General features: G+C 42.4%; 32 protein-coding genes. 1 reads left to right on the forward strand and 31 read right to left on the reverse strand.

From position 1 onward, the window contains the following. The 24 genes from BM146_RS13995 to BM146_RS14105 all read right to left on the reverse strand — a co-directional run. Window positions 1–217, reverse strand: a 217-nt coding sequence (locus BM146_RS13995; protein WP_143087492.1) for a hypothetical protein, incomplete at its 3' end; no start/stop codon positions are given. Between the two features lie 116 nt (window positions 218–333). Continuing rightward, window positions 334–849 carry a DUF3879 family protein gene (locus BM146_RS14000; RefSeq protein WP_074890358.1) on the reverse strand — a complete coding sequence of 172 codons (516 nt, stop codon included), beginning with the start codon at window positions 847–849 and terminating at the stop codon, window positions 334–336. Beyond that, a complete protein-coding gene (locus BM146_RS14005) occupies window positions 836–1513 on the reverse strand; it encodes a hypothetical protein (RefSeq protein ID WP_074890361.1) in 678 nt (225 codons plus the stop codon). Before BM146_RS14005 ends, BM146_RS14000 begins: the two co-directional genes overlap by 14 nt. Before the next feature lie 150 nt (window positions 1514–1663). Then, complete coding sequence (locus BM146_RS14010; protein WP_074890364.1) at window positions 1664–4429, reverse strand: M56 family metallopeptidase; 2766 nt, start codon at window positions 4427–4429, stop codon at window positions 1664–1666. A 5-nt stretch (window positions 4430–4434) separates the two neighbouring features. Then, window positions 4435–4800 carry a BlaI/MecI/CopY family transcriptional regulator gene (locus tag BM146_RS14015; protein ID WP_074890366.1) on the reverse strand — a complete coding sequence of 122 codons (366 nt, stop codon included), beginning with the start codon at window positions 4798–4800 and terminating at the stop codon, window positions 4435–4437. Between the two features lie 349 nt (window positions 4801–5149). Then, the gene (locus BM146_RS14020) at window positions 5150–5569 is read right to left on the reverse strand and encodes an SCP2 sterol-binding domain-containing protein (RefSeq protein WP_074890369.1); all 420 of its coding nucleotides are present in this window, start codon (window positions 5567–5569) and stop codon (window positions 5150–5152) included. A gap of 132 nt (window positions 5570–5701) precedes the next feature. Further along, window positions 5702–7402: an EAL domain-containing protein gene (locus BM146_RS14025; RefSeq protein ID WP_074890371.1), complete on the reverse strand. Its 1701-nt coding sequence runs from the start codon at window positions 7400–7402 to the stop codon at window positions 5702–5704. Between the two features lie 43 nt (window positions 7403–7445). Continuing rightward, entirely contained in the window at window positions 7446–7589 is a 144-nt protein-coding gene (locus tag BM146_RS19575) for a hypothetical protein (RefSeq protein WP_177201677.1), read from the reverse strand. A 78-nt stretch (window positions 7590–7667) separates the two neighbouring features. After that, the gene (locus BM146_RS14030; protein ID WP_074890373.1) at window positions 7668–7859 is read right to left on the reverse strand and encodes a helix-turn-helix domain-containing protein; all 192 of its coding nucleotides are present in this window, start codon (window positions 7857–7859) and stop codon (window positions 7668–7670) included. Between the two features lie 136 nt (window positions 7860–7995). Next, window positions 7996–8427, reverse strand: coding sequence for a hypothetical protein (locus tag BM146_RS14035; protein ID WP_083413564.1), 432 nt, complete (start codon window positions 8425–8427; stop codon window positions 7996–7998). After that, entirely contained in the window at window positions 8424–9440 is a 1017-nt protein-coding gene (locus BM146_RS14040; protein WP_074890375.1) for an ArdC family protein, read from the reverse strand. Before BM146_RS14040 ends, BM146_RS14035 begins: the two co-directional genes overlap by 4 nt. Before the next feature lie 27 nt (window positions 9441–9467). Next, complete coding sequence (locus BM146_RS14045; RefSeq protein ID WP_074890377.1) at window positions 9468–9761, reverse strand: SpoVG family protein; 294 nt, start codon at window positions 9759–9761, stop codon at window positions 9468–9470. A gap of 141 nt (window positions 9762–9902) precedes the next feature. After that, window positions 9903–11075 carry a relaxase/mobilization nuclease domain-containing protein gene (locus BM146_RS14050; RefSeq protein WP_074890380.1) on the reverse strand — a complete coding sequence of 391 codons (1173 nt, stop codon included), beginning with the start codon at window positions 11073–11075 and terminating at the stop codon, window positions 9903–9905. Window positions 11076–11172: 97 nt separating this feature from the next. Then, complete coding sequence (locus BM146_RS14055; RefSeq protein WP_074890382.1) at window positions 11173–11457, reverse strand: hypothetical protein; 285 nt, start codon at window positions 11455–11457, stop codon at window positions 11173–11175. Between the two features lie 95 nt (window positions 11458–11552). Continuing rightward, window positions 11553–11858, reverse strand: a complete 306-nt coding sequence (locus tag BM146_RS14060; protein WP_242949408.1) for a plasmid mobilization protein — start codon at window positions 11856–11858, stop codon at window positions 11553–11555. Beyond that, window positions 11842–12180 carry a DUF4316 domain-containing protein gene (locus BM146_RS14065; RefSeq protein WP_074890387.1) on the reverse strand — a complete coding sequence of 113 codons (339 nt, stop codon included), beginning with the start codon at window positions 12178–12180 and terminating at the stop codon, window positions 11842–11844. Before BM146_RS14065 ends, BM146_RS14060 begins: the two co-directional genes overlap by 17 nt. Next, a complete protein-coding gene (locus BM146_RS14070) occupies window positions 12177–12401 on the reverse strand; it encodes a hypothetical protein (protein WP_143087493.1) in 225 nt (74 codons plus the stop codon). The genes BM146_RS14065 and BM146_RS14070 overlap by 4 nt, the downstream gene beginning before the upstream one ends. Before the next feature lie 61 nt (window positions 12402–12462). After that, complete coding sequence (locus tag BM146_RS14075) at window positions 12463–13128, reverse strand: DUF4366 domain-containing protein (protein ID WP_074890393.1); 666 nt, start codon at window positions 13126–13128, stop codon at window positions 12463–12465. After that, window positions 13112–13381 carry a DUF4315 family protein gene (locus BM146_RS14080; protein WP_022766163.1) on the reverse strand — a complete coding sequence of 90 codons (270 nt, stop codon included), beginning with the start codon at window positions 13379–13381 and terminating at the stop codon, window positions 13112–13114. The genes BM146_RS14075 and BM146_RS14080 overlap by 17 nt, the downstream gene beginning before the upstream one ends. A gap of 23 nt (window positions 13382–13404) precedes the next feature. Next, the gene (locus tag BM146_RS14085; RefSeq protein WP_177201678.1) at window positions 13405–15093 is read right to left on the reverse strand and encodes a C40 family peptidase; all 1689 of its coding nucleotides are present in this window, start codon (window positions 15091–15093) and stop codon (window positions 13405–13407) included. Window positions 15094–15097: 4 nt separating this feature from the next. Further along, window positions 15098–17527 carry a VirB4-like conjugal transfer ATPase, CD1110 family gene (locus BM146_RS14090; RefSeq protein ID WP_074890397.1) on the reverse strand — a complete coding sequence of 810 codons (2430 nt, stop codon included), beginning with the start codon at window positions 17525–17527 and terminating at the stop codon, window positions 15098–15100. Next, complete coding sequence (locus BM146_RS14095) at window positions 17496–17897, reverse strand: PrgI family protein (RefSeq protein ID WP_074890399.1); 402 nt, start codon at window positions 17895–17897, stop codon at window positions 17496–17498. The genes BM146_RS14090 and BM146_RS14095 overlap by 32 nt, the downstream gene beginning before the upstream one ends. Before the next feature lie 18 nt (window positions 17898–17915). Continuing rightward, a complete protein-coding gene (locus BM146_RS14100) occupies window positions 17916–18782 on the reverse strand; it encodes a VirB6/TrbL-like conjugal transfer protein, CD1112 family (RefSeq protein ID WP_074890401.1) in 867 nt (288 codons plus the stop codon). A gap of 114 nt (window positions 18783–18896) precedes the next feature. Then, on the reverse strand, window positions 18897–19109 hold the full coding sequence (locus tag BM146_RS14105; RefSeq protein WP_026494149.1) for a Maff2 family mobile element protein: 213 nt from the start codon (window positions 19107–19109) through the stop codon (window positions 18897–18899). Window positions 19110–19680: 571 nt separating this feature from the next. Between BM146_RS14105 and BM146_RS14110 the strand changes: the two genes are divergently transcribed. Beyond that, window positions 19681–20214, forward strand: a complete 534-nt coding sequence (locus tag BM146_RS14110; RefSeq protein WP_074890403.1) for a type III toxin-antitoxin system ToxN/AbiQ family toxin — start codon at window positions 19681–19683, stop codon at window positions 20212–20214. Window positions 20215–20252: 38 nt separating this feature from the next. Here the strand turns inward: BM146_RS14110 and BM146_RS14115 are convergent, their stop codons facing one another. The 7 genes from BM146_RS14115 to BM146_RS14145 are packed head-to-tail and all read right to left on the reverse strand — an operon-like array spanning window position 20253 to window position 26504. Then, entirely contained in the window at window positions 20253–21998 is a 1746-nt protein-coding gene (locus BM146_RS14115; RefSeq protein ID WP_074890405.1) for a VirD4-like conjugal transfer protein, CD1115 family, read from the reverse strand. Continuing rightward, complete coding sequence (locus BM146_RS14120; RefSeq protein ID WP_074890408.1) at window positions 21995–22471, reverse strand: PcfB family protein; 477 nt, start codon at window positions 22469–22471, stop codon at window positions 21995–21997. The genes BM146_RS14115 and BM146_RS14120 overlap by 4 nt, the downstream gene beginning before the upstream one ends. 57 nt (window positions 22472–22528) lie before the next feature. After that, window positions 22529–23473, reverse strand: coding sequence for a ParB/RepB/Spo0J family partition protein (locus BM146_RS14125; RefSeq protein WP_074890410.1), 945 nt, complete (start codon window positions 23471–23473; stop codon window positions 22529–22531). Then, complete coding sequence (locus BM146_RS14130; protein WP_074890412.1) at window positions 23433–24254, reverse strand: ParA family protein; 822 nt, start codon at window positions 24252–24254, stop codon at window positions 23433–23435. The genes BM146_RS14125 and BM146_RS14130 overlap by 41 nt, the downstream gene beginning before the upstream one ends. Further along, window positions 24160–25263, reverse strand: coding sequence for a replication initiator protein A (locus BM146_RS14135; protein WP_074890414.1), 1104 nt, complete (start codon window positions 25261–25263; stop codon window positions 24160–24162). Before BM146_RS14135 ends, BM146_RS14130 begins: the two co-directional genes overlap by 95 nt. A 6-nt stretch (window positions 25264–25269) precedes the next feature. Further along, a complete protein-coding gene (locus tag BM146_RS14140) occupies window positions 25270–25479 on the reverse strand; it encodes a hypothetical protein (protein ID WP_074890417.1) in 210 nt (69 codons plus the stop codon). Beyond that, window positions 25479–26504 carry a DUF5688 family protein gene (locus tag BM146_RS14145; RefSeq protein WP_177201679.1) on the reverse strand — a complete coding sequence of 342 codons (1026 nt, stop codon included), beginning with the start codon at window positions 26502–26504 and terminating at the stop codon, window positions 25479–25481. Before BM146_RS14145 ends, BM146_RS14140 begins: the two co-directional genes overlap by 1 nt. Between the last annotated feature and the right edge of the window lie 34 nt (window positions 26505–26538).

The following is a 26538-nucleotide window of genomic DNA, read 5'->3' on the forward strand; positions in this document are numbered from 1 at the left end:
TGACGTCATCAAAAGACATAAGGCCCTTCTTCTGAAGGTAGTAAAAGAACTGCGTTGCTTTTGATGCTGAACTGCGAATTGAGGAATCGGATAACCTTTCCGCATCTTCTTCGGAAGAACAGAAAAAATCCACAATCTCGGCGAATTGGGGATTCAATTTGGAGTAGTTGCCTCTTTTAGCCCCTACCGGTTGAATGTGTCTTGCTTCATTAGCCATATTTAATGACCCTCCTTCGTTTTTTAACGAAGCATAACACACCCAAAATAAAATCCGAACCTTTAAAGATACAATTCTTCCTTCAGAGAGGAATGTACGTCAAGGGTTCGGATTTTTCAAAGGTTCGGATAATCATAAAAGGCCTGTCTATATGCTCTCTCATATTGTCCAAGTGTCCATGTTCCTTTCAGCCGGTCACTCTTAGAAACGCTTAACTGATATCTCGTGAAAACCTCTGAGCGTCTTGTTGTATCTCCGTTTCCCACGCCGTTTTCCTGCAGGAAATGCCTCTTTGTCTCGTCAAACATATCCTGCCTTGACTTTTCGGAAACACTGATGATTTTGTGCCTCTGCGACTGTGGAATCCCTGTTGCATCCATGCCGGCCACACCAAAAGCATTGATGCGATCCCCATCCTTATCAAACCCTGACATTACATTCTTAATAGCCTGGGGATTAGTGTAACCAACTCCGCCTCCTGCGCTCTGAGACATCTGTTTCATGGCAGCCTTATACTGGGCGCTGTTGGTATCTATGCCGTATTTTTTCAGCATAGCCTTTCCACCCTTGCTGTTTATTGGCATACCGGACATCTGCTGGAACATGTTGCTAAAATCCCTAATCATTATCATGATCTATACCTCCTTGTATCAAGCGGCTTTCAACAGAAACCGTCCCTATCACGTTCTCTTCATCAGGCATAACCTTCATCTGTGTCTCAAATGTTTCCCATTTGAAATCAGACCATTCCACTCCATATAGCATATCTTCCTTTGTCCGTTTCTTTTCAGCATCATCTGACGAATCCAGTAATTTCATTAGCGGATCATTTGTACTGTCAAAAGCATGACTTAGTGCTTCAGCCTGCTGCCTAGCAACAGCCGCCTCATGCTCCATCACATACTGCTGATATGCTGCAATTCTTTTCTTTTCCGCCTCCTTATCTGCCATGCTAAGTGCTTCTTTTTGATTATCAGACAGTTCAAGTTTCTTTCCATTCACGGTAAGATGCCCATGGGAAACTGTACGATTCACCATAGCCGAATCAGAGAAATGTATGATGTATTCTCCTTCCTTATCACCCAGGCTGATTCCCAATTCATCTTTTCCAGATGACGCGCTTAATTTCTGTTGCTTCTGCATTGCATATCCTTCTTTTGAAATCTGAAGAATGTCATTTTTTGCTGACACCTTCTGACTATTATCTGATGCATGTCCAGCTACAGGCTTGATATTTTTAGCTTCCCAGGATTTGTTTGTCTGCTGATATGCAGACACTCCATACATTCCAGCCATGTTTCCTATCTCCTTGTAGTTTTGATCTGTGCTATCCTCCCTGATAAGCACAAAAAGATATAGTTATAGTTATCTCAATCTTATTATCGCCATTACCTCATGATAACTTTATGCCCTTTCCATTTTTTCAATCTCTTTTTTAATCTTGAATTACTTAATGCTTACCGTTCTCGCTATTTTTTCTGCCTCTTCCTGCGTAAATTCCTTTGCTGAAAGTGTGAGGAGATAATACGTATCCTCTCCCTCTTTCACAAACCAGAAGCTCCAATAGTCACTGGTTAGTTCCTTTCTCGTAAGATCAATGCCCTCGTCTTTCATCTCTGACAACTGCGAAGCCGTATAAAGATCATGGTTCTCCTTAAGCATAACCGCAGACCATTGTGTGTTTGATCGTTCAAGCCCTATTGTTTTCAAATATTCAGCATCCGTATGATTATCGCGAGGCATACTTGAGGGATCCGGTATCCCATTGTCGAATGTAACAGTTGCCATTCCACTATCTGCTGGAAGTCTGCTGATAAGCCCGGAATACTGCCATTCCAGCGGACCATATTCGGAATCCTCTGCATAATATGACCTTGGAAGGATAAGGGAGCCTCCCATATACCCTATGGCATCGTCAAAACTGCTGATGCTGTATCCACTGGGAAGTGTGATATCCATCCAATCCGTAACACTTTCAGTAGATGTTGTGTTGTCTCCGATATCGAATTCAGCATAGACATCATACTCGTCATAATCCCCGGCTCCCCGGAAATCTGTTATAGTTTTATGAATCCTGTAATGACCATCCTGTAACGATCCATATATTGATTCCCACTCAAGCGGCAACTCAGTAATTCCTTCTTTATTGATCTTATATGCAATATCTATCCATTCGACTATCGCATAGGATTTATTGATCCATTCTTCATTTTTTATTTGTATTTCGTAAAATGCACCGGTTTGAAGCTCACCTGTTACATCGCCGCCAGTTTGAGAAAAAACTAAGGTGCATCCAGTAGGTGTAACATCCTTAACATACATCTGTAGTCCGATTGGATTATCAACTTCTCCCCGACCAAGTGCTGGTATGTCCGTCATACTGACAATATTCCCCTGTTCATCGATCAGATGCATTCCTATCACAATAGTATCTCTTAAGAAATCCGCCGAATTACTGCTATAGAAGCTTCTGTCTACCTGCTCAAATGTGATATCCTCATTATTTGTAAGCACAATATATTTGGTATCATATGCTGCATTGGGAGTTCTCCCGGACAACTCCTTTTTATACGCAAAAACCATATCTCCTTCAACAACATAACTGCCACCAACGTATTCATATTCAATACCCAGATTCTCTACCGATTCATCTGTATTGGTATTCTCTGTAGTGATATTTTCATTTGCCAGAAAAGATACCTTCTCTTCTGAATCAATTACAGAAAAGGTTATGCTTCCGAGATTTCCAATTGATTCAAATGCCCTGTTCGCCGCCGTTTGAAACTGCGTGGCATCAATAGAAGGTTTTCCTTTTAGAAATACCGTCAATCCATATGGCTCTTCACCGGACTGTATTTCAATATGATCATACTGGTAATCGTCAGGATACGGAAGACGTCTTGCAATTTCTGTGACCGTAGGTACATCACCAACATAATCCGTATATGGTATATTCCACTCATACTCCGACTCCCATCCCTCCGGCACCTTCTTTACATTGATCTCTCTCATGATCATGCCGGCCGTATGACCATTCACTGTTTCAGAAGAGACATCGCATATCCATTCCGTTTCCGATAATCCCTTCACCTTGCATACATAGCTTTCAAGTTCACCCTCAAGCTCATCATATCCTATACAGTCGCCTGCAAGTTCCGGATCAAGAGGCATATACGGAACATACACAAGCCCCTTCTCTTCCCAATGATATTCAATATATCCATCCGGATTGTCATGGACGGAAAAAACAACCGGGTCGTCCGGCAATGTTATTCTCTTCGCGGGGTTAGTCATAAAACATACCACCACAACAATACAGGCAATAACGGCTACAATGATCACCCAAAAAGCCGGCTTCTTATAATTCAGCACTCCCCTGACCCGCTCTTTTACTCCTGTTTCACCAAATGCCAAAGGGCACGCAGTGATGATCCTGCGATTAACACTGCAATCGAGCAATGCCTGTGAATACGCTACCATATACTCCCTGTCCTTATCCTTTATGACCTTTTCATCACAGGCAGCTTCTATATCCCGGCAAAGCAGAATATACGCCACCCAGCACAAAGGATTGAACCAATACACCGCCAGCAATACAAATCCAAAAGGCTTCCACCAGTGATCGTGCCTTTTCAGATGTGCCTCCTCATGGGCTATCACAAGCTCAAGAGTATTTTCGTCTATACCTGACGGCACATAGATTTCCGGTCTGAATATCCCAAGGATAAAGGGCGAATCCACCTCATCGCATTCCTTAACACTGCCGTTCAGAGAAACGGAAGCCCGCACTTTTCTCCTTAATAAAATGTAGCTGATAAGCGCATACAAAAGCATCACCACCATCCCGGTCAGCCAAAGGATACTGCCCACAAATACAACTACCTGCATCGGGTTCACGCTTGAAGCAGCATCCGGCGAAAAAGATTTCTCAATAACCGGATTCACTGCATTATCAATGATCCTGACTCCGGAATCAATATGCGGATTCTGCACCATCTCGATATTATCCGGAACTACTTTTGCACTTGGTAAGATGCTGAGCACACTCTCCAATGAGATAGGACAAAGGAGTCTCACAGCAACAAGCCCCCATAACAGGCACGATATCCATCTGGGAGCTTTTTTAAGCAGCAGTCTGGCTGCGATCACAGCCAATATCAGCCAGGATGCGTTTATGGAAAGATTCAGGATTTTTAAGAATAAAGCACTCATGGCTCTTACCCCTCCTTCTTAAAGGCATCTATCATCTTCTGGATCTCATCAACCTCTTTTTTTGACAGTTTCTTGTGTGAGGTGAAGGCCGCAATAAACGCCGGAAGCGATCCCTCATAAGAATCTTCGATGATCTGTTCGCTCTTAGCCGAGTAAAACTCTTCTTTACTGATACGGGAAGAAACGATACCGTCCACATTCTGAAGCAGACCTTTCTCACATAGCTTCCTAAGAACTGTGTATGTGGTTGGCTTCTTCCAACTCAGCTCTTTCTCGCATACCTTCACCAGATCTCCCGAAGATATCGGTTCATTCGCCCAGACGATATCGGCAAAACGCTCCTGTACTGCCGCTAATTCAATGCTCTTCATCTATTGTTTCCTCCTTGGTTTATAGCTATAAACTCACATTTAGTTTATAGCTATAAACCAAGCTTGTCAAGAAACATTTAATAAAAGTGTCAGATTTCCATGCCGATATTCGTTTTATAAGTGAAGGCCTTCAAAAAGAAGCGGGGTAAAGTCAATGCCTTATATGAACAGAGACAACGCAGATTACTTGGTAAACAAATATGCAGACACGATCTTAAGGATGTCGGCATCTGAAATCAAGTGGAAATTGTGATTATCATTTTTATATATCTTATCCTAAAACAAACGGAGACTACCAATGACTGGCAGTCTCCTTCTTCTTTTGAAATTACACTCTAATGAAGTATTATTATTTTGATGAAGCTTTCTTATTTGTGGTTTTTTTAGATGTTGCAGACTTTGATGCTGTTGCAGGCTTTTTTGCCTCCGAAGACTTTTTATTGACTGTTGCTTTTAAAACATCCGAAAGAACCAGAGCCTTTTCTATATCTCCATCAACGCTGATCTTTCCATCCTCAAGTGCCTTTACGGCATCAATCTTTCCGGTTACAAGATCTATGAGCGTTTCTGCGCCTGTGCGTATCCGGCAGTCATTGTCATAATACTCGTAAGGTTCTACTGCGACTTTATCCTTATCGAGTTCAACATAGAACGCCCCTTCGCCCTCTCCTTCAATGTCGATCTCAATGGCAGCGTGTTCCTTTACAGCTCCCTTATCAATCTTTTCAACCACCTTTTTTACTTTCTTGACTAACTCTTCGTAAGTCATGTTCGTTGCCTCCTTTAAATTCTTTGTTAATATGTATCATTAAATTTTGCGTATCTTTGTTAACCTTTGCCCTTCATTTTTTTCATTCCTCCTAGCAAGTAAATGTTTGCTCTTTATTTTCAAAACCCGCTTTTACGGATTTTTAAAGCACATCTCTCCCAATTCCGATTTCAAACCGGAAATAATTGTCCCCAACTCAACCGGCTTGGAATAAAAGTACCCCTGAAAACTATGTATGCTCATCTCCTTCAGTATATTTCGCATTCCGGATGTCTCTATCCCCTCCACGCAGACATCGGAGCCAAAAATACTGGCTGCATCGGTGAAATTATAAACAAGTCTTCGTTCCCTATCATCTTCCTCAATTTTCTGTACAAAGCCCCTATCAACCTTTATCGTGTCAAACGGCAGATTCTTAAGAAGTCCTATTGAAGAAAATCCCGTGCCGAAATCATCAAGTGCTATGCGAATCCCACCTGCGCGCAGCGTTGTCATGACATTATTTAAAAGCTTCATGTCAAGCAGTCTGCATCTTTCCGTTATTTCAAGACAGAGCCTTTGCGGATCAAATCCCGTATTCTTAACTATATTCCAAACGCTGTCCGTAAAATCAGGCCGTTCAAGCTGCGCATAGGATAGGTTGACATTGATAATAAAATCGGGCAGGATCTCCTGTATCTTTTTTGCATCAGTCATTGCCGTATGAAGTATCCACTCTCCAAGCACCGGAAACAATGGATCTTTTTCCAATACCGGGATGAACTCATCCGGAGGGACCATGCCATACTTATCATTTTTCCAGCGAAGAAGTGCCTCCGCTCCTATCAGTTTTTCTGTTTTGGCATCAACCACAGGCTGATACAAAAGATAAAACCCATCAAACTCATTATTGATCGAATTACGTATGGAATGCAGTTTTGCCGTGCTCTTTATGTTATCAGCCCTTAGATTATTGCAGAATTCCACGATATCGCCCTGCTTATTGAACTTTGATTCATCATAAGCATATGTCAGACAGGAATACACCGTCTGATCATCCGTCGTAAAATCATCTAAGGCAAAAGTTCCTGCGTGTAATTCTAAAGGAGCATACTCATCTCCAAGCTTTATGCCTTCCCGAAAGTGTGCTCTGAGACCTTCATATGTACTCTCCATATCTTCATATGTCTGAGTCTCGGTAATGATGGCAAATTTAGAACCATCCATGCGGAAGGTGCCGCCTCTGTTGCCTACGTGATCCATCAGGTAACGACCTACACCCTGAAGGACAGAGTTCCCTGCAGCATATCCATATAGCTCATTGATCTCTGCAAACTTGCTGATTCCTATCAAGCAGACCCTCATAGGTACCTTACTATCTATATGGCTACGAATGTCCTCGAAAAAACCGTACTGATTCCTTAAACCTGTCAATCGGTCTATATGGCTCTGCTGACTGTGGTTTCTTATTGCACCGCCGAAATACTCAGGCTGACCGGATACATCCTTGATCACAATCCCCCGGCAGGTGCATACATCGTACTCGCCATCTTTTCTTCTAGCACGGTACTGCATATCATGTCCGCCTGATTTCCCGCTGAATATGTCATCTATTCCATGATGGAATGCATTTCTGTCTTCGGGATGTATGTGTTCCTCCCATATGGCTCCTGCTCCATACATATATTCACCGGGCAATCCAAAAGCATCTGTCAGCACCTTTGACCATCTTGAAAAATCATACTGCATGTCACACAGATACACATAGGTGTCATCACCTATTACGGAAAATGCTTCAAACAGCTCATCCAGCCGCCTCTTCCTTTCCTCGGGGATCTTGTCGAATCCGTTCATATCATTCCTCCAATGCTGATAGATCCTTTTTATACTACGGGTTTCATTCTACTTCCGCCTTTACTACGCTGTATATGTTCTCAATGGCCTGATTTGTGTTCTGCACATGCAGAAAGTGAAACGGTATCTCTTTACTTCTGACAGTTCCCAACATCTTGTAATACATGGCATAGTCTGCCTTTTCCAAGGTTTACTCCACCATTTTAATTGTAATACACATATCAAAAAAACTGTTAAATATTAACGAAAAATTATTTATTTTTTATTATTTATAAATAATAAAAGAGTAGACAATTAGCCTACTCTTTGCAAAAAAAATATAATATTCGTTTATTTCTGAACTGCTGTTACTCTTTATCCATGTCTTTATGGCAAAAGCCAAGTCCTCCTGGGTCAGATTCAATCTCTCACGATATTTTCTTATACGCTTTCCAACCTCTTTATAATCGATTTGCATTGTGCCGCTCCTGATATGACCGGTTAATTGCAACTATCAACATTTACAATAAAATCGTATTTTCCTTTTCACTTTAAAACAAGGATGTCAAAATTATATGTATTTCAGGCTGCTGGATAAGCAGCCTTTGTTCTCATCATGAATTTTTATTCCAGCGCTTTCTGTTCATCTCCTTCATTCTCCTACTGGCATCTTTCCTTGCTTTGCAGGAATTTTGATCAGGATTATGAAACCTGACGTAGCCCTTCGGAATCTGATAGTACTTATCAATATCGGTTTCTTTTGTAAGCTCATAGGTATCCGGATACCTCCTGCACATCTGATCCAGCTTTTTCATAACATCTTTGTCCCTGGTATAGACCACTGCAAAAGGCTCTTCCTTATTCCAGTTCACAATGGTCTCACATTCTATCTTCTCAAGCTTACCCATAGTCCCTCCAATTCGTATTTTTCGAGTATAAACAATCATCAGCTGACGATGAAAATGAACACAGAAATTTATGGACATAATAGATATCCATGTCATAACCAGTGTCTCAAAAGCATCATCAGCTGATGATAAAATCATATTGCCATTTCCATCGAGTGCTTGGCTTTCACAGCCTTATCGGTCGATATGTCTTTATGCTCCGCAGCGTGCCTTTCCACAAAATTCTGCTTTTCCTTGCCTATCTCCTCTATGCCAAGCTCAGAGTTAAGCTCTTTGATCATGGTTGAAGCAGTTTTTCTGATTGTCTCCATAGATGCCTTGAGCTCTTTTGTATCCTTACCCTCACTCCAGGACGCTATATAGCCGAAGGAATAGTCAGATGTGTCGATGCCATAATGCTGGCATACAGTAAAAGCCACAGACTCCGCAATCTGTTCAGAGTCATTTCGCGATCTCTTTTCAAGACCTTCTGCTGAGATTTTGTCCCGGTCGTCGAGCCTGCTGTGGACCTGCTCATGGATCAGAGTTTTGATTGTCTGGACCTCTGACATATTATCCTGAACAACTATTTTTTTATCGGTCATGCTGTAAAGACCTTTGGCACCGCTATCTATGTTTCCAAATTCGACCGGAACTATAGATATAGCCTTGAGAGCATCAATCATCTTTTCGTAATTTTCAACCTGGCCGCCGAGTTCTTTAACGCCAATTGCAGGAAGTTCTTTCCCATCAGTATCAGACACATCGAATACGGTCGATACCTTAAAGCCCGCAGAAACATATTCCGGCTTTTTATCAGGATGCAGGATTTTGTAATCCTCCATGGTCTGCCCGGAAGCCAGTACAGGAATCATATTATCCTTTTCCGGTTCCTCTTTCTTTTTGACCACAGGAGAAATAATCTTTATACCCTTAGCGCCCTTCTTAACATATCTTCCAAAATTTCTGTTCCAGGCATGATATCCGGCGACCAGCGTCGCATCAGGCCTCTGCAAGGCTATAAGCAAAGTGTTATTAAAACTGTAGGTGTGGAACTTCGCCATGGTACTGAGATAGTTCTTATAATTCTCGGAATTAAAAAGATCATGGACACCCTTCTCAAGTTTATCCATGACCGCATCCATTTTGGACTTCTCAAATTCTTCGTTCATAAACGCTCCTCCCAATATCGCTGTTCTTTACGCCTCAAATGAAACATCCATTCCACTCTCATAGCTCTGAAGAATGATTTTCTGGAGCTTCTCCCTGAATTCCTTTGTCACAGGATAAGCAATGTCCTTAAACTGCGCCTTTCCATTTTCATCAACAGTCTTCGTCTTGTAACTGGGCATGGACATGAAAAGGTTACCGGCCTTGCTCTCTACAATAGAAATATTCCTGACAGCAAAGCTGTTTCCAAAAGTTACTGTTGCAACTCCCTTTACTCCGTTATTTGAGTTCTCAAGTGCTTTTGTTCTTACATCGATCCTCATAATTGTTATCCCCCTCTTTGTTGAAAAATATAGTTTTTGTGTTTTTTGTTTTTTCTCCGGGTAACATCCCGGGACGACCTCAGCCTTTGGCTGGGTCGCATGCAAGCAGTGCATTTGTCAGACAAATGCATTTTGTGGCTTTTACAACGAGGTCTCCGACCTCGAGTCTCGGCTTGTCTTCGACTTCGCCTTTTCTCGCTCTTCTGTTTCCCTATCAGTAATCAGAAGTTCGAGGTTCTTCCTTGCAACAAGGTAATCTCTGGTGTCTTTCTTAAGCTTTACATATTCGGCAAAATCAGTTTTATTCTCTGCAAGGAGCTCTCCGTACTGATCTCTTAGGTCTTTCATTTTTGGAGGTTCCCCATCTGCATACATCCTGTAGATTCCTCTGGCCCACTCATGTTCCTTTATGGCATCTTCATGTTCTTTGTAGTAATCACTGCTGTATTTGCTATTCTTATAGCCGGTATAGGTTTCTTTCGTCTTGGCATAGACCATGATAGCTTTCTGCATTTCTTTGTTAGATGCCATCTGTTCTTGACGCTTTTTTATCCTTGCATTCAGATCATCAAGTTTGGGTTGCATCTCATCTGTGATTTTCACAAGTTCCTCAAAAGATGAAATGCCATGTTCTTCCAAAAACAGCAGAACCTTTGCACGCTGTTTTAAGTTAAACTCCCTGGCCCAGTTCTCATAACCTCTGCCTTTTCCTTCACGCATTTTCTTTTCGACATCCACAAGGAACTTTAAGCTGTCCGGTGATCTGTCTTTCCATTTCGGCTTGTTATTTTTTGCTTTAAGCTTTTCTTCATAACGACTCTGAATGACAGAGAGGTTGTTCTCAATACATAAAGTGTCTGAAATCCTGCCAAGAGCAAGTCCAGAGAAATAAAAATTCCTGAATCGGCTCTTTCCATCAATCGATACAGAGTTGAACACCACATGATTGTGAATATGATGCCTGTCGGTATGTGTGGTAACGATAAATGCATGCTTTCCTTTGGTAAACCTCATGGCAAGCTCATACCCTATCTCATTTGCCTTTTCCGGTGTTATCTCTCCGGGCTTAAAAGCCTGCCTGATCTGATAAGCGACCACATCATTTTTATGTGGTCTTCGGATATTGTCCTCATAGTCTCTGCGTGAAAGAAGGAACTCACCAAGTATGGTATTGGGATCACAGCCGTAGGTACTGACATACTTTTCATCCTCAGTCTTGCGGGAGTCCCTCACATAATCGATGCTTCGTTTAAGGCACTCTGCCACAGTTTTTGTTTTCACATGATGCAGTGCTATCAGTCTTGTTGCAGCCATGACTCTCCTCCGTTTTTATTTTTGGGCACTTTAAAAGCAGCCCATATTTCAAAATACAGACTGCTCTCATACGCCATATTTTAGTTGTCACCTCATATCAGAAATCCTGATAAAGCTCAACCGCCATATCAAGAAGATGCTCTCCAAATCCAATTGCAAGCATTACCGCCGACACTATAACACCGGCAACGAATACCATCAGGATTCCAAAATATATGTGAGATGCAATGCAGTAGATTATAAGGCCGGCTCCTATAAGGAACATAAGTCCTGCTACAACTCCTGATATGTTCATGAACATCTTAGCAAACATATTTGCAGTAAATACTATCAGAAATAACGGAAAAAGCATGATCTTAAGTGCGATTTTTATTATAGTCATATGATGCCTCCAATCCCCTGTTACTCAGGTTTACGTTTCCTTTGCCATAATGATATGTCTGCAAAAAATATCTGCCAAGTTTGCCGATTGTAAAGCTACCTGATCTGAGAAAAAGCTATCATCATGTTTTTGGTATGCTCCCATATCTCATCGAGCCTCATCTTTAAGTCTTCCATATCTGCAGCATATACATCACCAAAAGCATTGGCTTTTTTTGCATACTGATTCAGATTGTTGGAGCACATCCTCAGAAGATAAACGATTTCACTAAAGTCGTCTGTCTTTAGTCTCACGCAGTAGCCATCTAGGATCATCTTGCGGATATACATGCTCATACAGCTGACACCAACCTCATCCATCTTGGCAAGAAGCCTTGCGTACTCCTCATCTGTCAATCTCACGGTGACTTTGTGTGTGCGCTCTTGCATGCTTTCTCTCCTTTGCTGCATTCTCTTCCTCAATTGCCCTGTCTCTGGCTTCCTCATATTCCCTTGCCTTAGTACTGGACAGCTCTGTGGTTGTATTTCCATCACCATCACTGTCATTAGTCGCTGCATTGATCATGCCATCGAAGTTATTGTCATTGCCTTCAACGATATCCTCCACAGATTTCAGGTAATTCTTTTTTGAATGAATACTGTGCTGTTCCAGGATAGATTCCTCTTTTTCTGTGAGTTCTTCTTCCTTATGAAGTCTGTCGTTCGCTATATCAAGTCCGCTCATGCAAATACCCCCTTTGCCTTCTTATAGTTCTCGAGTTTCTGAAGGACAGAATCCCTGCCGTCTGTTTTCCCGCGCTTTATGAGCTGTTTCTTTTTCTTTGCCTCTTTCTTTTTGGCATCTACCACCTCGCCCATTCTGAAGCTATAGCTGGAAAGACGGTTTGTGATTATGTCCACCTTTTCTTCTGCGGTCAGATTCTCATTTACTTCTGCTTCAATCATGGTTATTTCCCCCTTTCTGAAAACAGCTGCAGACATAGAATCTGCAGCTGTCGATTGTGTTTCATTCCTCAGGATTTTCATTCTCCTCAGGAACATTATCGAGAACATTTTTCTCTTCATCCTCCTGGAAGTCCTTATCAGGATCTTCTTTTTCCTTATGGATGAACTCATCCCTGTTGGAATAAATATAAAAACCTCCGGCACCTGCAAGCAGCAAGATTATTACTATAAGAGCCACCTTTGAGCCGCCCTTCTTTTCAGGTTCGGGTTCAGGCTCCGGTTCTTCTTTTGGTTCTTCGACAACAGGAGCAGGCATCTCTTCCTCGTCAGTTTCTCCCTTAAGCTCTTTTATCTCATCCTCATCAAGAAGAGATAGGATATCCCTTTCATCCACAAGATTCAGGAAATGAACTGTGCTCTCTCCTTCATCATCCCTGTCGATGATGATATAAAAGATATTCCCGTTCTTGGTGGTTACAGTGATGAACTGCTTGCCACTCTTATCAGGATCACCATAGTCATCAACAATTGTAAGATTCCCGTCCGGAGTGAGTGGTCCCATCTTCTCCGTCTCATCATATGCCGGTGGTTCAGGCTCAGTCTCCTCAGCTTCTATATCAGCCGGATCAACATGGGCATAAGCAGTAATAGATGGTCCCGCCATACCAAAAATGGTTGCTGTAATTATCGCTGTTCTTAAAAGTAATGCCTTAATCTTCTGTTTCATCTGTGATTCCCTCCTCATTTACTATTTCCCCTACACTTTTGTCACCGGGCATGTTCCCTTTTATCCTTGTGTAGGTTATGAGCTTTTGAAGCTCCTCAGGAGTAATGTCTGCAGCCTTCATCATGTCATGGACTGCAGTTTTTTCTTCCTCCTGACATTTCTTTTCAAGTGCCCTAACCCTTGCATCGATCTCAGCCTTTCTTTCCCTGGCTTTTGCAAGTTCAGCCTTATATCTGTCTAACCTTTCAAACATTTTTCTCCCCCTCTCATGAAACGTTACTGCTCCGGAAGCCTGCCATAGCAGAGGAAGTGATTCCTCCAGTACTTGGTATTGACCGATGTGTAGGAAATAGGATTTCCGCAATGGATCATCATTCCATTTCCAACATATATCCCCACATGACTTGCCCCTGGAGTGTCATAGGTTCCCTGGAAAAAAATAAGATCTCCCGGCTTCGCTTCATCCGGTGAGATCCTGGTACATATCTTCCTAAGTCCCTGTGCAGTTGTCCTTCCTACATGCCATCCGCTGTGGTTTATCACCCAGCATACAAAACCGGAACAGTCAAAACCTGTTGAAGGACTGCTCCCTCCCCAGACATACTCTCTGCCAAGATACTTCTCCGCCTCAGCTATCATTGCTGCAAACTGCTGATCTGTAAGTGCATCCCCGGGGATACTGTAATCCTCATCATCCCCATCACCGTAAACATCCTCGAAAAGATATTCTTTGTTGCCACGGGTATACATGAGAAGCTCGTAATGGTCTTTCTGCTTATCAGTTAAGCCGGAATGCTCAATAACATAATCAAGGCCCTTGTTATCCAGTTTTACTTTTAGAATGCTTACAGTATACGTATTTGAACCGGTCGTACCGTCATCATTTACCCAGGTATCTGTTCTCGTTTCTTCTCTTGATGAATACGTGAGCTTATACTGCTTTTTGAAAAGTTCCTTTATGATGTTCTTCATGTCCCTGCGTTTGTAGTCATCATATTTTGCTGTAAGAAACGCAGCTAACTGAAATGGATCATGCCCTATCTCATCAAGCTCGTACTCATACTCATCGTAATCAGGATAAAGAGTTTCAGTATCTTCTATGGTATCGCTGAGTTCTTTTTCCAGCTTCCGGTAATCTTTCTCTACTCCGGTTATGTCTTCATCATAGGCAGAATAAGAAGAGACTGCTCCGCCATCTGTCATAGCGGGCATGACCAGAGAACAGCTGCTGAGCATTGTGGACAGCATGATAATGATAAGCACCACGATTATGATGGCTACGATGAGCTTTGGATTGTCCCTGACAAAGTTGGCAATCGCTGCAGCAAGGTCACTTATTTTTTCAGACAAGCTGTTTACAAGGTCTTCGAGCCTTGTGATTCCTCCCCGGGCTGCCTGCCTTTCCTTCTCTCTTTCGTAGTATGACTTCCTGACTCTCTTTTTCTGTGCTGCTCTGGACTTTGGATTTGATCCGTCCTTGGGATTCTGCTCATTTGCATGTTTCTTTTCTTCTTTATACTCACGCTTAAGCTTCTGTCTGTAGGAGCTCTCCTTTAACATGTGAGCGGCTTCTTCTGAGCCATGAGCAGCATCATTTATGATGTCTTCAGAAATGCTGTTATCACCATCATCAGAAGACTGGCTTTTCCCGGCCACATCAGATGCTGTGCTTGCAGCTATAAATGCAGCCCTTCCTGAGCCGATAGATGACTGCACTAGTCTCTTTCTGCCGGCCTCTCTCTGGGCTTCCTGCGCTTTCATCTGTGCCTTTATTCCCAGCAGTTCTTTTGACTGCTCTCTTCCCTTAAGAACTTTCTTACTGACTGAAGTGTCCTCTGCAGATGTTTCAGCTGAACTACCTGAAACAGAAGAACTTCCCCTGCCATGTCTTAGCTTCTTTCCAAACTCCTCCTTCATGGAGGACTTCGTCCGAAGCTTACTTTTCTTGCGCTTTCTGTCATCCAAATCTTTATGCTCCCTTCTCTTCTTTGTACTGGGCAAGCTCATTAGGCTTGGTCGTAAGGATCCTGTATAGCTCTATGTCTTTAGGGAAATGATCTGCAAAAGGAAGTATCACGTTTCCAAAGAACAAAAGGCCTTCTCCTTCACCTGCCTGTGTCACATATGAAAGCTGATGGTCACTGATTCCAAGTTTCTGAGCCAGGATATTTCTGTCCCCGGTCGCCTGGTTGAGCATATAGATGAATTCACAGTTTTCAAGGATATTTTCAATCTCAGGAGATGAAAGCAGGTCTTTGACGTTCTGCGTTAAGGCGGTCGGAATGCCGCCCCACTTACGGAAACGCTTGTATATTTCCACACTGTAGCTGGCTGTCTGCTTCTCTCTTAGGAGCAGATGGAACTCATCCATATAGTAACGGGTACTCTTTCCGCAGTCCCTGTTTGCAGAGACTCTTCCCCAGACCTGATCCTCAACTATGAGCATTCCCAGCTTTTTGAGCTGCTTTCCCAGCTCTTTTATGTCATAACAGACAAATCTGTTATGGACATCCACGTTTGTCCTGTGGTTAAAAAGATTCAGAGACCCCTTTACATATATTTCAAGGGCTGTAGCAAGGTTCCGTGCTTCTGACTCGCCCTGTTTTAGGAGCTCATTGTACAGGTCTTCCAAGATAGGCATGTTCTCAGGTCTTGGATCATCAAAATATCTGTTATAGATCTTATGGACACACCTGTCTATTACAGTTATCTCAATGGGCATGAGGCCTTCTCTTCCGCCAAGGACAAGCTCGCATAGTGAAAGGATTAACTCTGCCTTAAGAGCTATTGGGTTGTCATCATCGGAATAGTTCTGGTTGATGTCCATAGGATTGATATACTGGGTGGAATTGGCACTGATCTTTATAACCTGGCCATTGAACTTCTGCACAAGAGGGGCGTACTCGCCTTCCGGATCACAGACTATGATGTCATCATCTGTTGCCAGCATAACATTGGCCATCTCACGTTTTGCAGAGAATGACTTGCCGGATCCCGGTGTTCCAAGGATAAGCCCGTTGGGGTTCTTAAGCTTTTTTCTATCAGCCATGATCAGGTTATTGGATAATGCGTTGAGCCCATAATACAGCGACTCATCACCCTCCTGGAAAAGCTCCTGCGTGGTAAAAGGTATCATGATGGCTGAGCTTGAAGTTGTCATGCCCCTTTGTATCTCGATATGGTTATGAGCCAAAGGAAGGCTGCTCATAAGCCCCATTTCCTGCTGATAATCAAGTGGAACGAGGATACAGTTATGCTTCTGGGCTATACTTTTTGCCTGGAAAACATTTGCTTCAAGTTCACGCTCTGTCCTTCCGGTATTCATGATAAGGAATGTCATAAGGAACATCCTCTCATTCTGACTCTGCAGCTCCCTTAGAAGTGCCTTGGCATCTGTGCCGTATGTTGCAAGATCTGATGGAATGATGTCCATATCATACCCGGAACGCACAGCCTTTTTCTGCTCTTCGATCTTGTTTCTATCCAGCTCAGTGATCTTGTGTTTTACATTCTTTATGGCTGTATTCTGGTCAATTGACTGCATGTTGATATTAAGGATCTGTGACGAATCCATGGAAAGAAAATCCGCCAGCATCTCATCATTTATCTCTGATGCAGTAATTGAAAGAAAACTCATTGAACAGTACATGTTTCCCATCTCAAACATTCTCTTTTTAGGGAAAGCCAGGCTGCTCGGTACAATAAAGTCCTTAGGTCCGAGGCCTCTTTCAGCGCACCACTTCCAGTCAAACATGAACCTGTCATCATCACCCATATGAAAGATGTCATGCATGAGCTTAAGACGCTCTTTTCCGGTCAGCGGATCTGCCATGACTCCAAGGTGCTTGAAGTTGTTCAGTATATCTATTTCTATGTGATTGAGTCTTGGCTTCGCCTCCTTTATTGAAGAAGCGTGGATGCCAAAAGTAAGGTACTTGGTCTTTGTATGGCCGTTGTTACCTTTTTCGAGCTGTCTTTTCAGGACTCCTGAATACTCATCCCTTGTAATATTAAAGCCATCCTTCTTAAGCGGGATCCTTATGCTCTTTTCAAAGCTCGTGGCATCAGTGCTGACATTCATGAAAGTCAGTGAAAACTCTACTGAGCTGTCAAAAAAGTTAAGAAAACTGCACCACTCCTCAAACATGATGGTCTTATCCTCATCCTGGGCCAGCTTGTAGTTGATGTCCTGAAACTGGATGGTCTTTGAATAAAAATCCCCCTCTTCCCTGCAGATACCACTGGGGAACATCCTCTCGAAAGTCACGGATTCCTGCGCTGAATGAGGCATGTTGTCGGACTTCTTTGCCTCATCAATGACTTTCTTTATCTGCTTCTTTTCCTCAGATGAGAGGCGGGCCGGGATCTTAAGATTTCTTTTCTTTTTCTTTCTGAACATAGGAAATAACAATGTCCTCTACCTCCTCTTCAAGTTCTTTCTGCCTCATGAGGGCAGCATAATAATTCTGTGTCCTGTAAGGTCTTATCTTTGGTCTTTTGAATCGCCAGGTGATCATGTGGCGAAGTATGGTCTCGCAGTTCATCCCATCTTTTTCATATAAGGCGACAAAGAAAAAAGGCAGCATCACTGCCATCATGGCAAGTGTGGATGCGCTTATGTTCTCTGTTATCTGTTTGGTAATAAAAAAGAGCGGAACTCCTACGAGCGCCGCCAGTGAAAAGCAGATGACCTGTCTTTTTGTGAGACCAAATACTATCTTATCTTTGACCCTTGTAAGATCCCTGGGCACTGATACAAAATTTGCCATACTCCTGTAACCCCCTGTTTATCTGGCATTGAAGATACTCTTTGAGAGTGAGCTGGTCTTTAATAGCGAATAGCACAAAAGAACTGTGTACCCCAGGACTGCCCACATAGATCCGACAATATCAGACGAAAATGCTACAGACTGTATCATCACTGCGTAGATGGCAAGACATACCATGATAAGAAATCCCTGGAAGCCAAGTGCAAACAGCCCTCTTAGATAGTTCTGCCCTATCTGGCTCTGTTCCCTGTTTCCAAATGTCGCAAACGGAATAGGTGCAAGGCTGATTGACAGATATATTTCCAGCATTCTCCCATATATGACCACGAAGATGAATGCCGATATGATCTGCGTTGCAATGCTCACAAACAGTACCTGAAAGAACAGTCCAAATATGGCTGCCATGTCCATGGCCTCAACAGTAGCTCTCATGGATGAAAGAGCTGAATCATCTATCGCAGTTGAGGCAGATATAAGGCCTCCGCTGTTATTTACAACATGCTGGGCAACATCAAATACCGCCATGGTTATATCAAAGCAGTGAGTTATCATCATTACTGCCACATATGTCTTAAAGATCCATTTAAAGAATATCCACGTTTCAAAGTTAGCTAGGTTATTATGTGCTATGACAAGCTGAATGAGCTCATAGCAGGCAATGAATGTAAGTATCATTCCCGCTATTGGCATTATCACCGTCTCTGACAGGTTCCTGATCATGTTAAAGACTGCAGGCTGAAATGCAGATGGTGTTGTTGCCACCTGAGATGTGATATCACCGACCTGGTTATTAACACTCTGGAACATGCCTTCTATAACACTCATAACCCCATCAACAAGTAAAGACTTAAGCCAGGAGGTCAATTCTTCTATAACTCTGTCCATAAATCTTGCTCCTTTGCTTTAATAATGGGGCTGGTGTGAAGCCAGCCCCGGACAATATGAAGTTTTCAGTCCTGCTACTTGCTATCGCGCGGCAGGTCGCGCTTTTTTCTCAGATCAAAAAAGACCAGAAAGAAGAGGAATGAGCTGTGTTCCGATGAGGGCAACTCCACCTCCCGCCATCAGCTGCTTCATTCCCTGGCTCTTAGCTCCAGGGTTGTCATTACCATACCCCTCCATGAGGTTGATGACTCCCCATACGCCAAGACCGGCGCCAAGTGCTACTACAAGTGTCTGTAAAACTCCGACTGCTGAATTAAAGAATGCCATGATGTCACTGGGTACCCATGCGATAAAGCAGCAGAAATGGCCATAACCGCGAGGCAGTAGCCTCCTGAATACAGCATCAGCGGATAGCTGATTCCTTCTCTGACATACTCTATAGGGTAACCCACGCCCGAAACCTGCAGCTCATACTCTACCTTCATATTCTTACCTTCATCCTTACCTCTGTCTTCATCTACCTTCCTTCATCCAAAAACCGCATAATTTTCGGACTACTCTCCTTTCTCTGATTTAAAATGATTGATAGTTTCGTTATGCCCCTTCTTCATGTGCACCTGATTTTAGGCATAGAAATAGACCAGTAAGTACCGGACGTCTCCGGCCTTTGCTGGCCTATGTAAATAATCTGTGAAATCTATGAAATTTCCCAAAGTCATATTGACATAAATACGATTTATGATAATCTAAACTTAGCAGTGAACCCTACTGTGAGTGGGAGCTATAAAAGCAGTGAACCCTACTGTTGAGTGGGAGCTATTAAAGTGGTGAATCCTACCGTTAAGTGGAAGCGAATGAGGGCTGCATTTGTTGCAGCCTTCTTATATTTTGGAGGAATATGAATCAAGAAAAGCTTTATCTTTACACCATGGATATGAAATATGTCCGTAATCTCCATTCTGCCGATGACAGAGTACAATCAGTTTCACCACAAATCCATAAAAGCAACAGACCATTTGTTGGTGTAGTAGTAATATGTGGTGAACATCAATACTGTATCCCTTTAGATCATCCCAAACCAAAGCACCTCACTATGAAAAACGATATTGATTTTACAAGGATTTTTCATGACGAGAAACTTATCGGTGTTATGAACTTCAATAATATGATTCCAGTCGATAATACCTTAGTCAAGAAAATGAATATAAAAATCAACAAAAACGATTCTCCAGAAACAAAAGCCTATAAAAACCTTTGTGCCAACGAACTTGATTGGATTCAAAAGAATCAGGATGCAATTGTCAAAAAGGCTAATAAGCTATATCAAATGATAAATTCTGACAAAGCCAATAACAATCTCCGTAAAAGATGTTTAGACTTTAAAAAACTTGAGGATGTTTTGACAAAATGGCAGGCGAATAAAAAGAAATGAGTGTTTGGCAGAGTAAGTTTTTTACTCTGCCATATTTGTCATATCTCAACAACATCATATATTTCCTCGTCTTTAAGAGAAATCTTTGGATTAAGGTTCTTTTCAATGTCATATAGATTCTTTTTGTTATATTCCGCAGTTTCCTTGTAGTGAGGATGCTGAGTAACATCATACTTATCAGAAAGAAATGGTCTTACACCTCTAAGCTGCAAGATACACTTACCACCGTCCATAACAGCAAGTTCATCCATTGTCATGAGATCCTTCCCTGTCTTCTGATAGTTCATTGAATAAGATGGATTATTTCCTTTACTCTCTCCGGTGTTATACGTGTCTATAGTCTCCTTCCCCAAAATCTGACTAAGGTCTTTTAGCGTTGTCTGCTCTGTACCTCCAAGAAATAGCTGTGAATCCATATTGCCAACTATAGTGTCTGCATTATCCTTATAAATTGCCTTGAGCTGAGACTTTGCCTGCAGGATAAGGCATGCACTTATTTCACGGCTTCGGATTGTTGCAACCAGCTTCTCCAGATTGGGAATTTGGCCGATATTTGCCATCTCATCAATAAGGCAGCGCACATGAACCGGGAGCTTTCCGCCATAGACATCATCTGCTTTCTCACACAGGAGATTAAACATCTGACTGTAGATAAGTGCTATCAGAAAATTGAAAGTGCTGTCAGTATCACTCATGATAAGGAAAAGCGCTGTCTTCCTGTCTCCCAAAGTATCAAGATCAAGCTCATCATAAGCAGTAATCTCTCGAAGTTCTGCTATATCAAAAGCAGCCAGTCTTGCGCCGCAGCTTATGAGCACTGATTTCATGGTCTTACCGGCAGCTATCTTGAACTTTTTATATTGCCTCACAGCAAAATGATTTGGATCTTTTCTTTCAAGGTCCCTAAAGAGCATATCCACAGGACTCATATAGTCTTCATCATCTTCCCTGACATCGGAAGCATTTATAAGCTCAAGTAGAGTGTTGAAGTTCTGCTCCTCATATGGAGCAACATAATAAATATAGCCAATATAGGCAGTATAAAGAAGTGTCTCGGCTTTAGTCCAAAATTCATCACCTGATTTTCCCTCCCCTTTGGTGTTCGATATAAGTGCATTCACAAGCTTTAGGATATCCTTCTCAGAATGGATATAGCGCAGCGGATTGTAATGCATACTTTTTCTGAAGTTAATGGTATTGAAGACTTTTACATCATAACCATGCTTTTTTAACATTGTCCCTGTCTTAAGGACAAGGTCCCCTTTAGGATCTGTTATTACATAGGAACTGTGCATCTGTAACAGGTTTGGCAAGAGAAAGAACCTCGTTTTACCTGATCCGGAACCTCCGACAACAAGTACGTTCTTGTTTCTGGCATACTTCGGTTCCTTTGGCCTGCTCTCCATTGTAAGCCGCTCTGTCTGAGTCAGGATAACGTTATCCTGAAATATAGGATTGATAAATGGTTCTATGTCCTGCGTTTTTCCCCAACGGGCTGTTCCATACTCAGCACCATGCCTAAATTTTTTAGCGTTCTTTCCTTTGAGAACCACTGCCAGTTTAAATATGACACCTATTACAATGCCAACTATAAGATCAAAAGGCTTAAAGCTGGGAAGAAAATTGGATAAAGCTACAGGAATTGTGTTCATCAGGGAACCTATCTTTGCGCTCACATCTGCTCCCGATGCCAGCCGCCACGCTTCTCCAAAATTGGTTCCGACAAGCCCCGCTACTACATACGGAATGTTGAGAATGATAAGACGTTTGTGGTTGTTTGTCATCTGACCATCTCCTTTACTCGTATTTTTGCCTTTACAATCTGCTCTTTCGCTTTTTCCTTGTATATATCAAGCTGATGAAGAACACTTGGACGTTCTTTCTTAAAAGCTTTTCTCTCCTCAAACTCATTCATGACTGCTTCCAGTGCATCAAGATCTTTTGCCTTAAAAAATACCGTGTACTTTGGAGGGTCCACAGATTTATCTTTTGTAATAGCAAAATCCACACCATATCTTTTTGCAATGCGCTGAAAATCCTTTATACCCTCGTCCCCGACAAGCATACTGGTTGCACCCTGGTCCTGACTGAGAAGCTGTTTGACTGTTTGCTTACCTCTATAACGCTTTGGCCCCATCATCTGTTTTTGTCTTCTGTGATTTATATATGCTCTGACAGCCCCTACTATAAGCCTCCATGATAACTTAGTTGAAGAAACTGCCAGATTTATGGCCTCTCTTTCTACCTCCTCCTGCATAAGAATCCCCCCTTTCAAAGCAAAAAGCAGTAGACTTTTAATCTACTGCCATGCCTTTTAACTAAGATTTTGTTCTCGAGTACGCTTTTTTTGCCACTGCTCCAAAAGTTTCACAATTGTTTCCTCCATCTGTTTAGGAGTATATGACTTCGGGAAATACTTCCTGAGAACATCATTCTTTATTGTTACTCTGTCCACATCTGACTTCTTCTCTTCTGACATGATCACGTTCATAGTCTCCTGTGTTATCCCTTCATCAACTGCCAATTTCTTAATTCTCTGAGCCTGCGACAAAGACGGTATCGACTGAGAAAAGTCCATTGCTTCAAGAAGCTGTCTTTGTTGTGACTCATCAAGATATGACAACTCCACGGCAGGGTTAAATCCTATCTGCCTGTTATCGACCATATCCAGGATTTCCGGGATCAGATTAGTAAGACTGATATATCTCTGAACTTGTCTGGCACTTTCCCCTGCCTCCTGAGCAACAATCTGATCCGATCTTAAATGTGTGCCAATTTGGCACGAATTTTCTTTTGCCGGTCTCCCAGCTTTTCTTCTCACTGCATCAAGCTTCATTTTAAAGGCTTTTGCCTTCTCGCTTGGCAGAAGCTCCTCCCTCTGTAAATTAGCATCCACCATCAAAATCACCGCGGAATCATCATCAAGATCTCTTACAATGCATTGGAGCGTTTCTTTGCCAGCAATCTTCGAAGCATGACATCTTCTGTTACCTGACACAATTTCATATCCACCCTCATCTCTCGGTCGTACAATTGCCGGAGTGAGTACCCCAAACTCTTTGATGCTCTCCACAGTTTTATCCATCGCCTCATCATCCACAACCTTAAAGGGATGGTCCTTAAATGGATGCAGATTAGATATGGGAATATCCTGAACTTGTTCTGCTCCTTCTTCCAGTGACTGTGCGGACGATGCCGTAGTCCCGCCAAAAATATCATCATAACTCGAAAGCTGAATGTTTCCGCGCAACTTCGGCATTTTTCAGCACCTCCTTCGTGAGTTTTCTATATGCATCAGCTACTTTTCCTTTGGGATCGTGGATATATATACTCCTTCCGGCTGCACTTATCTCAGCAGCACGTACCGACTGTGGTATCTCAGTGTCATACACTTTGATTTTTCCTCCATAAACATTTCTTATAAGCTCACTTATTTCCTTGGAATAATTGGTCCTGCCATCAACCATAGTCAGAAGAACCCCATCGATCTTCAGACCTGGGTTCAACTGTTTCTTGACTTTGCTGACAGTTTGAAGAAGTGCCTCCAGTCCTTTAGCAGATAAATACTGTGCCTGCATGGGTACAATAAGTCTGTCTGCTGCTGTCATGGCATTTATGGTCAGCATACCCAGTGAAGGATTACAATCCACAAGAACTGCATCATATCTGTGTTTTATCCCATCAAGGTATTCTTTCAGGATTCTCTCCCTTCCAAGGGCATTTACAAGTGATACCTCCATTGCAGCCAATGATATATTGGCCGGAAGCAGATCTATTCCTTCAGCATGGTGAATGATACCTTCTTCAGGGCCATTCGGTATCTCCTGAAGCACATTGCTCATGATATCTGTCACAGTAACAAAAATGTCATCTGTCATGGGATAGCCAAGGCTTATGGTCAGACTTGCCTGCGGGTCGAGGTCCACCAGGAGTACCTTTCTCCCTTCATTCGCCATCCCAATTCCTATATTCTCTGTACTCTGAGTCTTCCCTGTCCCGCCTTTCTGGTTGACAAGGGCGTAAACTGTTCCTTTGCTCATCTGTCTCTTCCTCACAATTTAAAAAGATGCCGCTTTTCAAGTCATGGTTTACCTGTGACTCGTAGTGGGCATCTATGGTTAACGGTGCGTTATAAAGTGCTGTGATCAGATACTGTCTTACATTGCGTATCTCTGTGGTATTTCGTTTTAATGAATCGATGACATATGCTACATGGCTGTAATTGATATTTCTGAACTGTTCCTTCACAAGTTCCGGATTCTTTTTGACTCCACCTATGACATAGTATCCGGCATCGCCCGATATTACATCAGTTATCAGCGCAGCTATCTGATCTACCAGCTCTGCGTTATGGGGGAATCTCTGATATAGTGATCCTGCCTCAATGTTTGACAGGACTTCATTTTTGGTTTTTGCAATATCAGACAATGAATCATTTCTTCTCTCATCTCTTCTCATCCCATCGTCTTTGCTCATGGATGCAGGTGGATATATCCTGATAAGATTAGATGAGATATTATTTATGTCAGTATTACTAAAATCAGTATTATTATTCTCAGTATTAATACATTCCGATTTTGAGATCTCTACGGTTCTGCTTTCTGGAATTCTAGAGCTATCATTGTGAGAATTCTGCTTTTCAGAATTCTGGTTTTGAGAATTCTTATAATTAGAATGCTTTTCTCTGTGACCTGAGTAGTCTTTCAGGATCTTTTTTACATATATCAGCTGAGCTTTTCCCTGACCTTTGTTCTCTTTTTCAACAAGGCCAGCCTCTATAAGCTGTTTCAACGTGTTGCAAGCCTTTGTGTTTGCACATCCTAAAGTGCTGACAATCTCAGCAATCGTATATATGATGAACACCCTGCCATATTTATCAAACCAGCGCTTCTCCACTGAAAGGCTCATCCTGTCGAGCAGAAGACCATACAGAATTTTGGCATCGCTACTCAGGTCTTTAAACCTTTCATCCGTAAACAATAGCTTGGGCACTCTTATAAAACTGAACAGATCAGCTTCCTGTCCATAGAAATATTCAAAATCAGCCATGGTATATCAATTCCTCTTTCCCTCAAGTAACTTACGGGTGCACCAGCCAATACATGGCCAGTGCGATCCGTAAGGACAGTCATCTTTACACTTAAAACGCGGCTTTTTCTCTTCTTTTATCAGGTAATAGCACTCATCTCTGGTACATTCCCCTTTCTTAGTTCCCCAGAAACAATATTTACAGTTCCAGGGCTTATCCTCCGCATATTTTTCCATCAGATTGCTTCGCCTCCACGATCTTTGTGAGGCTTGGAGATTTCCTTTGCCTTGGTTCCCTTGGATATATCTGCTTCCTTTGCAGCTACTCTGTCCTCAAACTTTTCCGCAAGTTCAAAAACCTTCTCCTCTGCATCATAATGGTATACGTTGTCAGTGAGCTGATCAGCAATATCTACTGTTGTGGCATTGACCTCTCTGACCATCTGCTCAAGGCTTGCTGTATCAAATTTGCCATTGTCTGGAATTATAAGGACCTCATGAATGCTGCTGGGCAATATAAAAAAGCTTCCTCCGGCTCTTTCAGCAGCCTTATCCATAAAGTCCTGGTAAGCGAGTACACCTGCACCATGAATATTGCCTTCAACAGAAGCCACAAACATCTGCTCCTGTTCAGGTGGAATATTAAAGCCAAGCATTTCAAGATCTTCAATGCCCATCTGCTTGGCAAGAACCTCTGCCATTCCCTCTATCACCAGAGGTCTGATCTCAGGAGCATTTCTGATAGCATCATGATGAAGCTGATCTGCTGAAACACCATAGTTATCAAGCATCTGATTTGTCACAAGGATTGATCCAACTCCTGCAGGACCATTTTCTCCAACAATAAATCTGTAAACTACAGCCATGTCCTCTATTTCTTTATGAGGAACAGTCTCAAGCATTCCCTTGTTTCTTTCAGCTGAAACCACTTCTATGGCAAGTTTATCCTTCATCATGTCATAGTTACTAATAGCATCCAGGTTGAAGTCAGGCTTGTTGCTAAGCGCATTCTCTGCTACCTCCGCAGCTCCGTTCACTAGGCTGTCAAAGTCCTTTCCATCCTCATACTCCTTATAAAGATTTGTAATATTGAGATTCACCCCGATAATGCTATCCTCAGGTTTTACTGTGAGTGCATCGTAAGTCTCATTCATCTTCTCAACTGTTCTGGTTTCAACCGTGACCTCAGAGCCAAATTTTGACTCCATCTGCTCTTTTACATCATTTGCAAGATTTTCCTTGAACTCTTCGTAATTCATCATGTGTCCTCCTATGAATTGAATAATGGTCGTGCCC

The organism is Butyrivibrio proteoclasticus, assembly GCF_900115735.1.
Lineage (GTDB): Bacteria > Bacillota > Clostridia > Lachnospirales > Lachnospiraceae > Butyrivibrio > Butyrivibrio proteoclasticus_B.

Excerpts from the sequence above, each read along its gene's own strand:
- BM146_RS14015 (WP_074890366.1), bottom strand. The coding sequence starts at position 4,800 with ATGAAGAGCATTGAATTAGCGGCAGTACAGGAGCGTTTTGCCGATATC.
- BM146_RS14120 (WP_074890408.1), bottom strand. The coding sequence starts at position 22,471 with ATGCAGGAGGAGGTAGAAAGAGAGGCCATAAATCTGGCAGTTTCTTCA.
- BM146_RS14050 (WP_074890380.1), bottom strand. The coding sequence starts at position 11,075 with ATGGCTGCAACAAGACTGATAGCACTGCATCATGTGAAAACAAAAACT.
- BM146_RS14055 (WP_074890382.1), bottom strand. The coding sequence starts at position 11,457 with ATGACTATAATAAAAATCGCACTTAAGATCATGCTTTTTCCGTTATTT.
- BM146_RS14145 (WP_177201679.1), bottom strand. The coding sequence starts at position 26,504 with ATGATGAATTACGAAGAGTTCAAGGAAAATCTTGCAAATGATGTAAAA.
- BM146_RS14000 (WP_074890358.1), bottom strand. The coding sequence starts at position 849 with ATGATAATGATTAGGGATTTTAGCAACATGTTCCAGCAGATGTCCGGT.
- BM146_RS14105 (WP_026494149.1), bottom strand. The coding sequence starts at position 19,109 with ATGGCATTCTTTAATTCAGCAGTCGGAGTTTTACAGACACTTGTAGTA.
- BM146_RS14135 (WP_074890414.1), bottom strand. The coding sequence starts at position 25,263 with ATGGCTGATTTTGAATATTTCTATGGACAGGAAGCTGATCTGTTCAGT.
- BM146_RS14030 (WP_074890373.1), bottom strand. The coding sequence starts at position 7,859 with ATGCAAATCGATTATAAAGAGGTTGGAAAGCGTATAAGAAAATATCGT.
- BM146_RS14075 (WP_074890393.1), bottom strand. The coding sequence starts at position 13,128 with ATGAAACAGAAGATTAAGGCATTACTTTTAAGAACAGCGATAATTACA.
- BM146_RS14035 (WP_083413564.1), bottom strand. The coding sequence starts at position 8,427 with ATGATTTTATCATCAGCTGATGATGCTTTTGAGACACTGGTTATGACA.
- BM146_RS14110 (WP_074890403.1), top strand. The coding sequence starts at position 19,681 with ATGAATCAAGAAAAGCTTTATCTTTACACCATGGATATGAAATATGTC.
- BM146_RS14115 (WP_074890405.1), bottom strand. The coding sequence starts at position 21,998 with ATGACAAACAACCACAAACGTCTTATCATTCTCAACATTCCGTATGTA.
- BM146_RS14005 (WP_074890361.1), bottom strand. The coding sequence starts at position 1,513 with ATGGCTGGAATGTATGGAGTGTCTGCATATCAGCAGACAAACAAATCC.
- BM146_RS14125 (WP_074890410.1), bottom strand. The coding sequence starts at position 23,473 with ATGCCGAAGTTGCGCGGAAACATTCAGCTTTCGAGTTATGATGATATT.
- BM146_RS14065 (WP_074890387.1), bottom strand. The coding sequence starts at position 12,180 with ATGAGCGGACTTGATATAGCGAACGACAGACTTCATAAGGAAGAAGAA.
- BM146_RS14080 (WP_022766163.1), bottom strand. The coding sequence starts at position 13,381 with ATGTTTGAAAGGTTAGACAGATATAAGGCTGAACTTGCAAAAGCCAGG.
- BM146_RS14140 (WP_074890417.1), bottom strand. The coding sequence starts at position 25,479 with ATGGAAAAATATGCGGAGGATAAGCCCTGGAACTGTAAATATTGTTTC.
- BM146_RS14100 (WP_074890401.1), bottom strand. The coding sequence starts at position 18,782 with ATGGACAGAGTTATAGAAGAATTGACCTCCTGGCTTAAGTCTTTACTT.
- BM146_RS14020 (WP_074890369.1), bottom strand. The coding sequence starts at position 5,569 with ATGACTTACGAAGAGTTAGTCAAGAAAGTAAAAAAGGTGGTTGAAAAG.
- BM146_RS14010 (WP_074890364.1), bottom strand. The coding sequence starts at position 4,429 with ATGAGTGCTTTATTCTTAAAAATCCTGAATCTTTCCATAAACGCATCC.
- BM146_RS14090 (WP_074890397.1), bottom strand. The coding sequence starts at position 17,527 with ATGTTCAGAAAGAAAAAGAAAAGAAATCTTAAGATCCCGGCCCGCCTC.
- BM146_RS14095 (WP_074890399.1), bottom strand. The coding sequence starts at position 17,897 with ATGGCAAATTTTGTATCAGTGCCCAGGGATCTTACAAGGGTCAAAGAT.
- BM146_RS14070 (WP_143087493.1), bottom strand. The coding sequence starts at position 12,401 with ATGATTGAAGCAGAAGTAAATGAGAATCTGACCGCAGAAGAAAAGGTG.
- BM146_RS14045 (WP_074890377.1), bottom strand. The coding sequence starts at position 9,761 with ATGAGGATCGATGTAAGAACAAAAGCACTTGAGAACTCAAATAACGGA.
- BM146_RS14025 (WP_074890371.1), bottom strand. The coding sequence starts at position 7,402 with ATGAACGGATTCGACAAGATCCCCGAGGAAAGGAAGAGGCGGCTGGAT.
- BM146_RS14040 (WP_074890375.1), bottom strand. The coding sequence starts at position 9,440 with ATGAACGAAGAATTTGAGAAGTCCAAAATGGATGCGGTCATGGATAAA.
- BM146_RS14130 (WP_074890412.1), bottom strand. The coding sequence starts at position 24,254 with ATGAGCAAAGGAACAGTTTACGCCCTTGTCAACCAGAAAGGCGGGACA.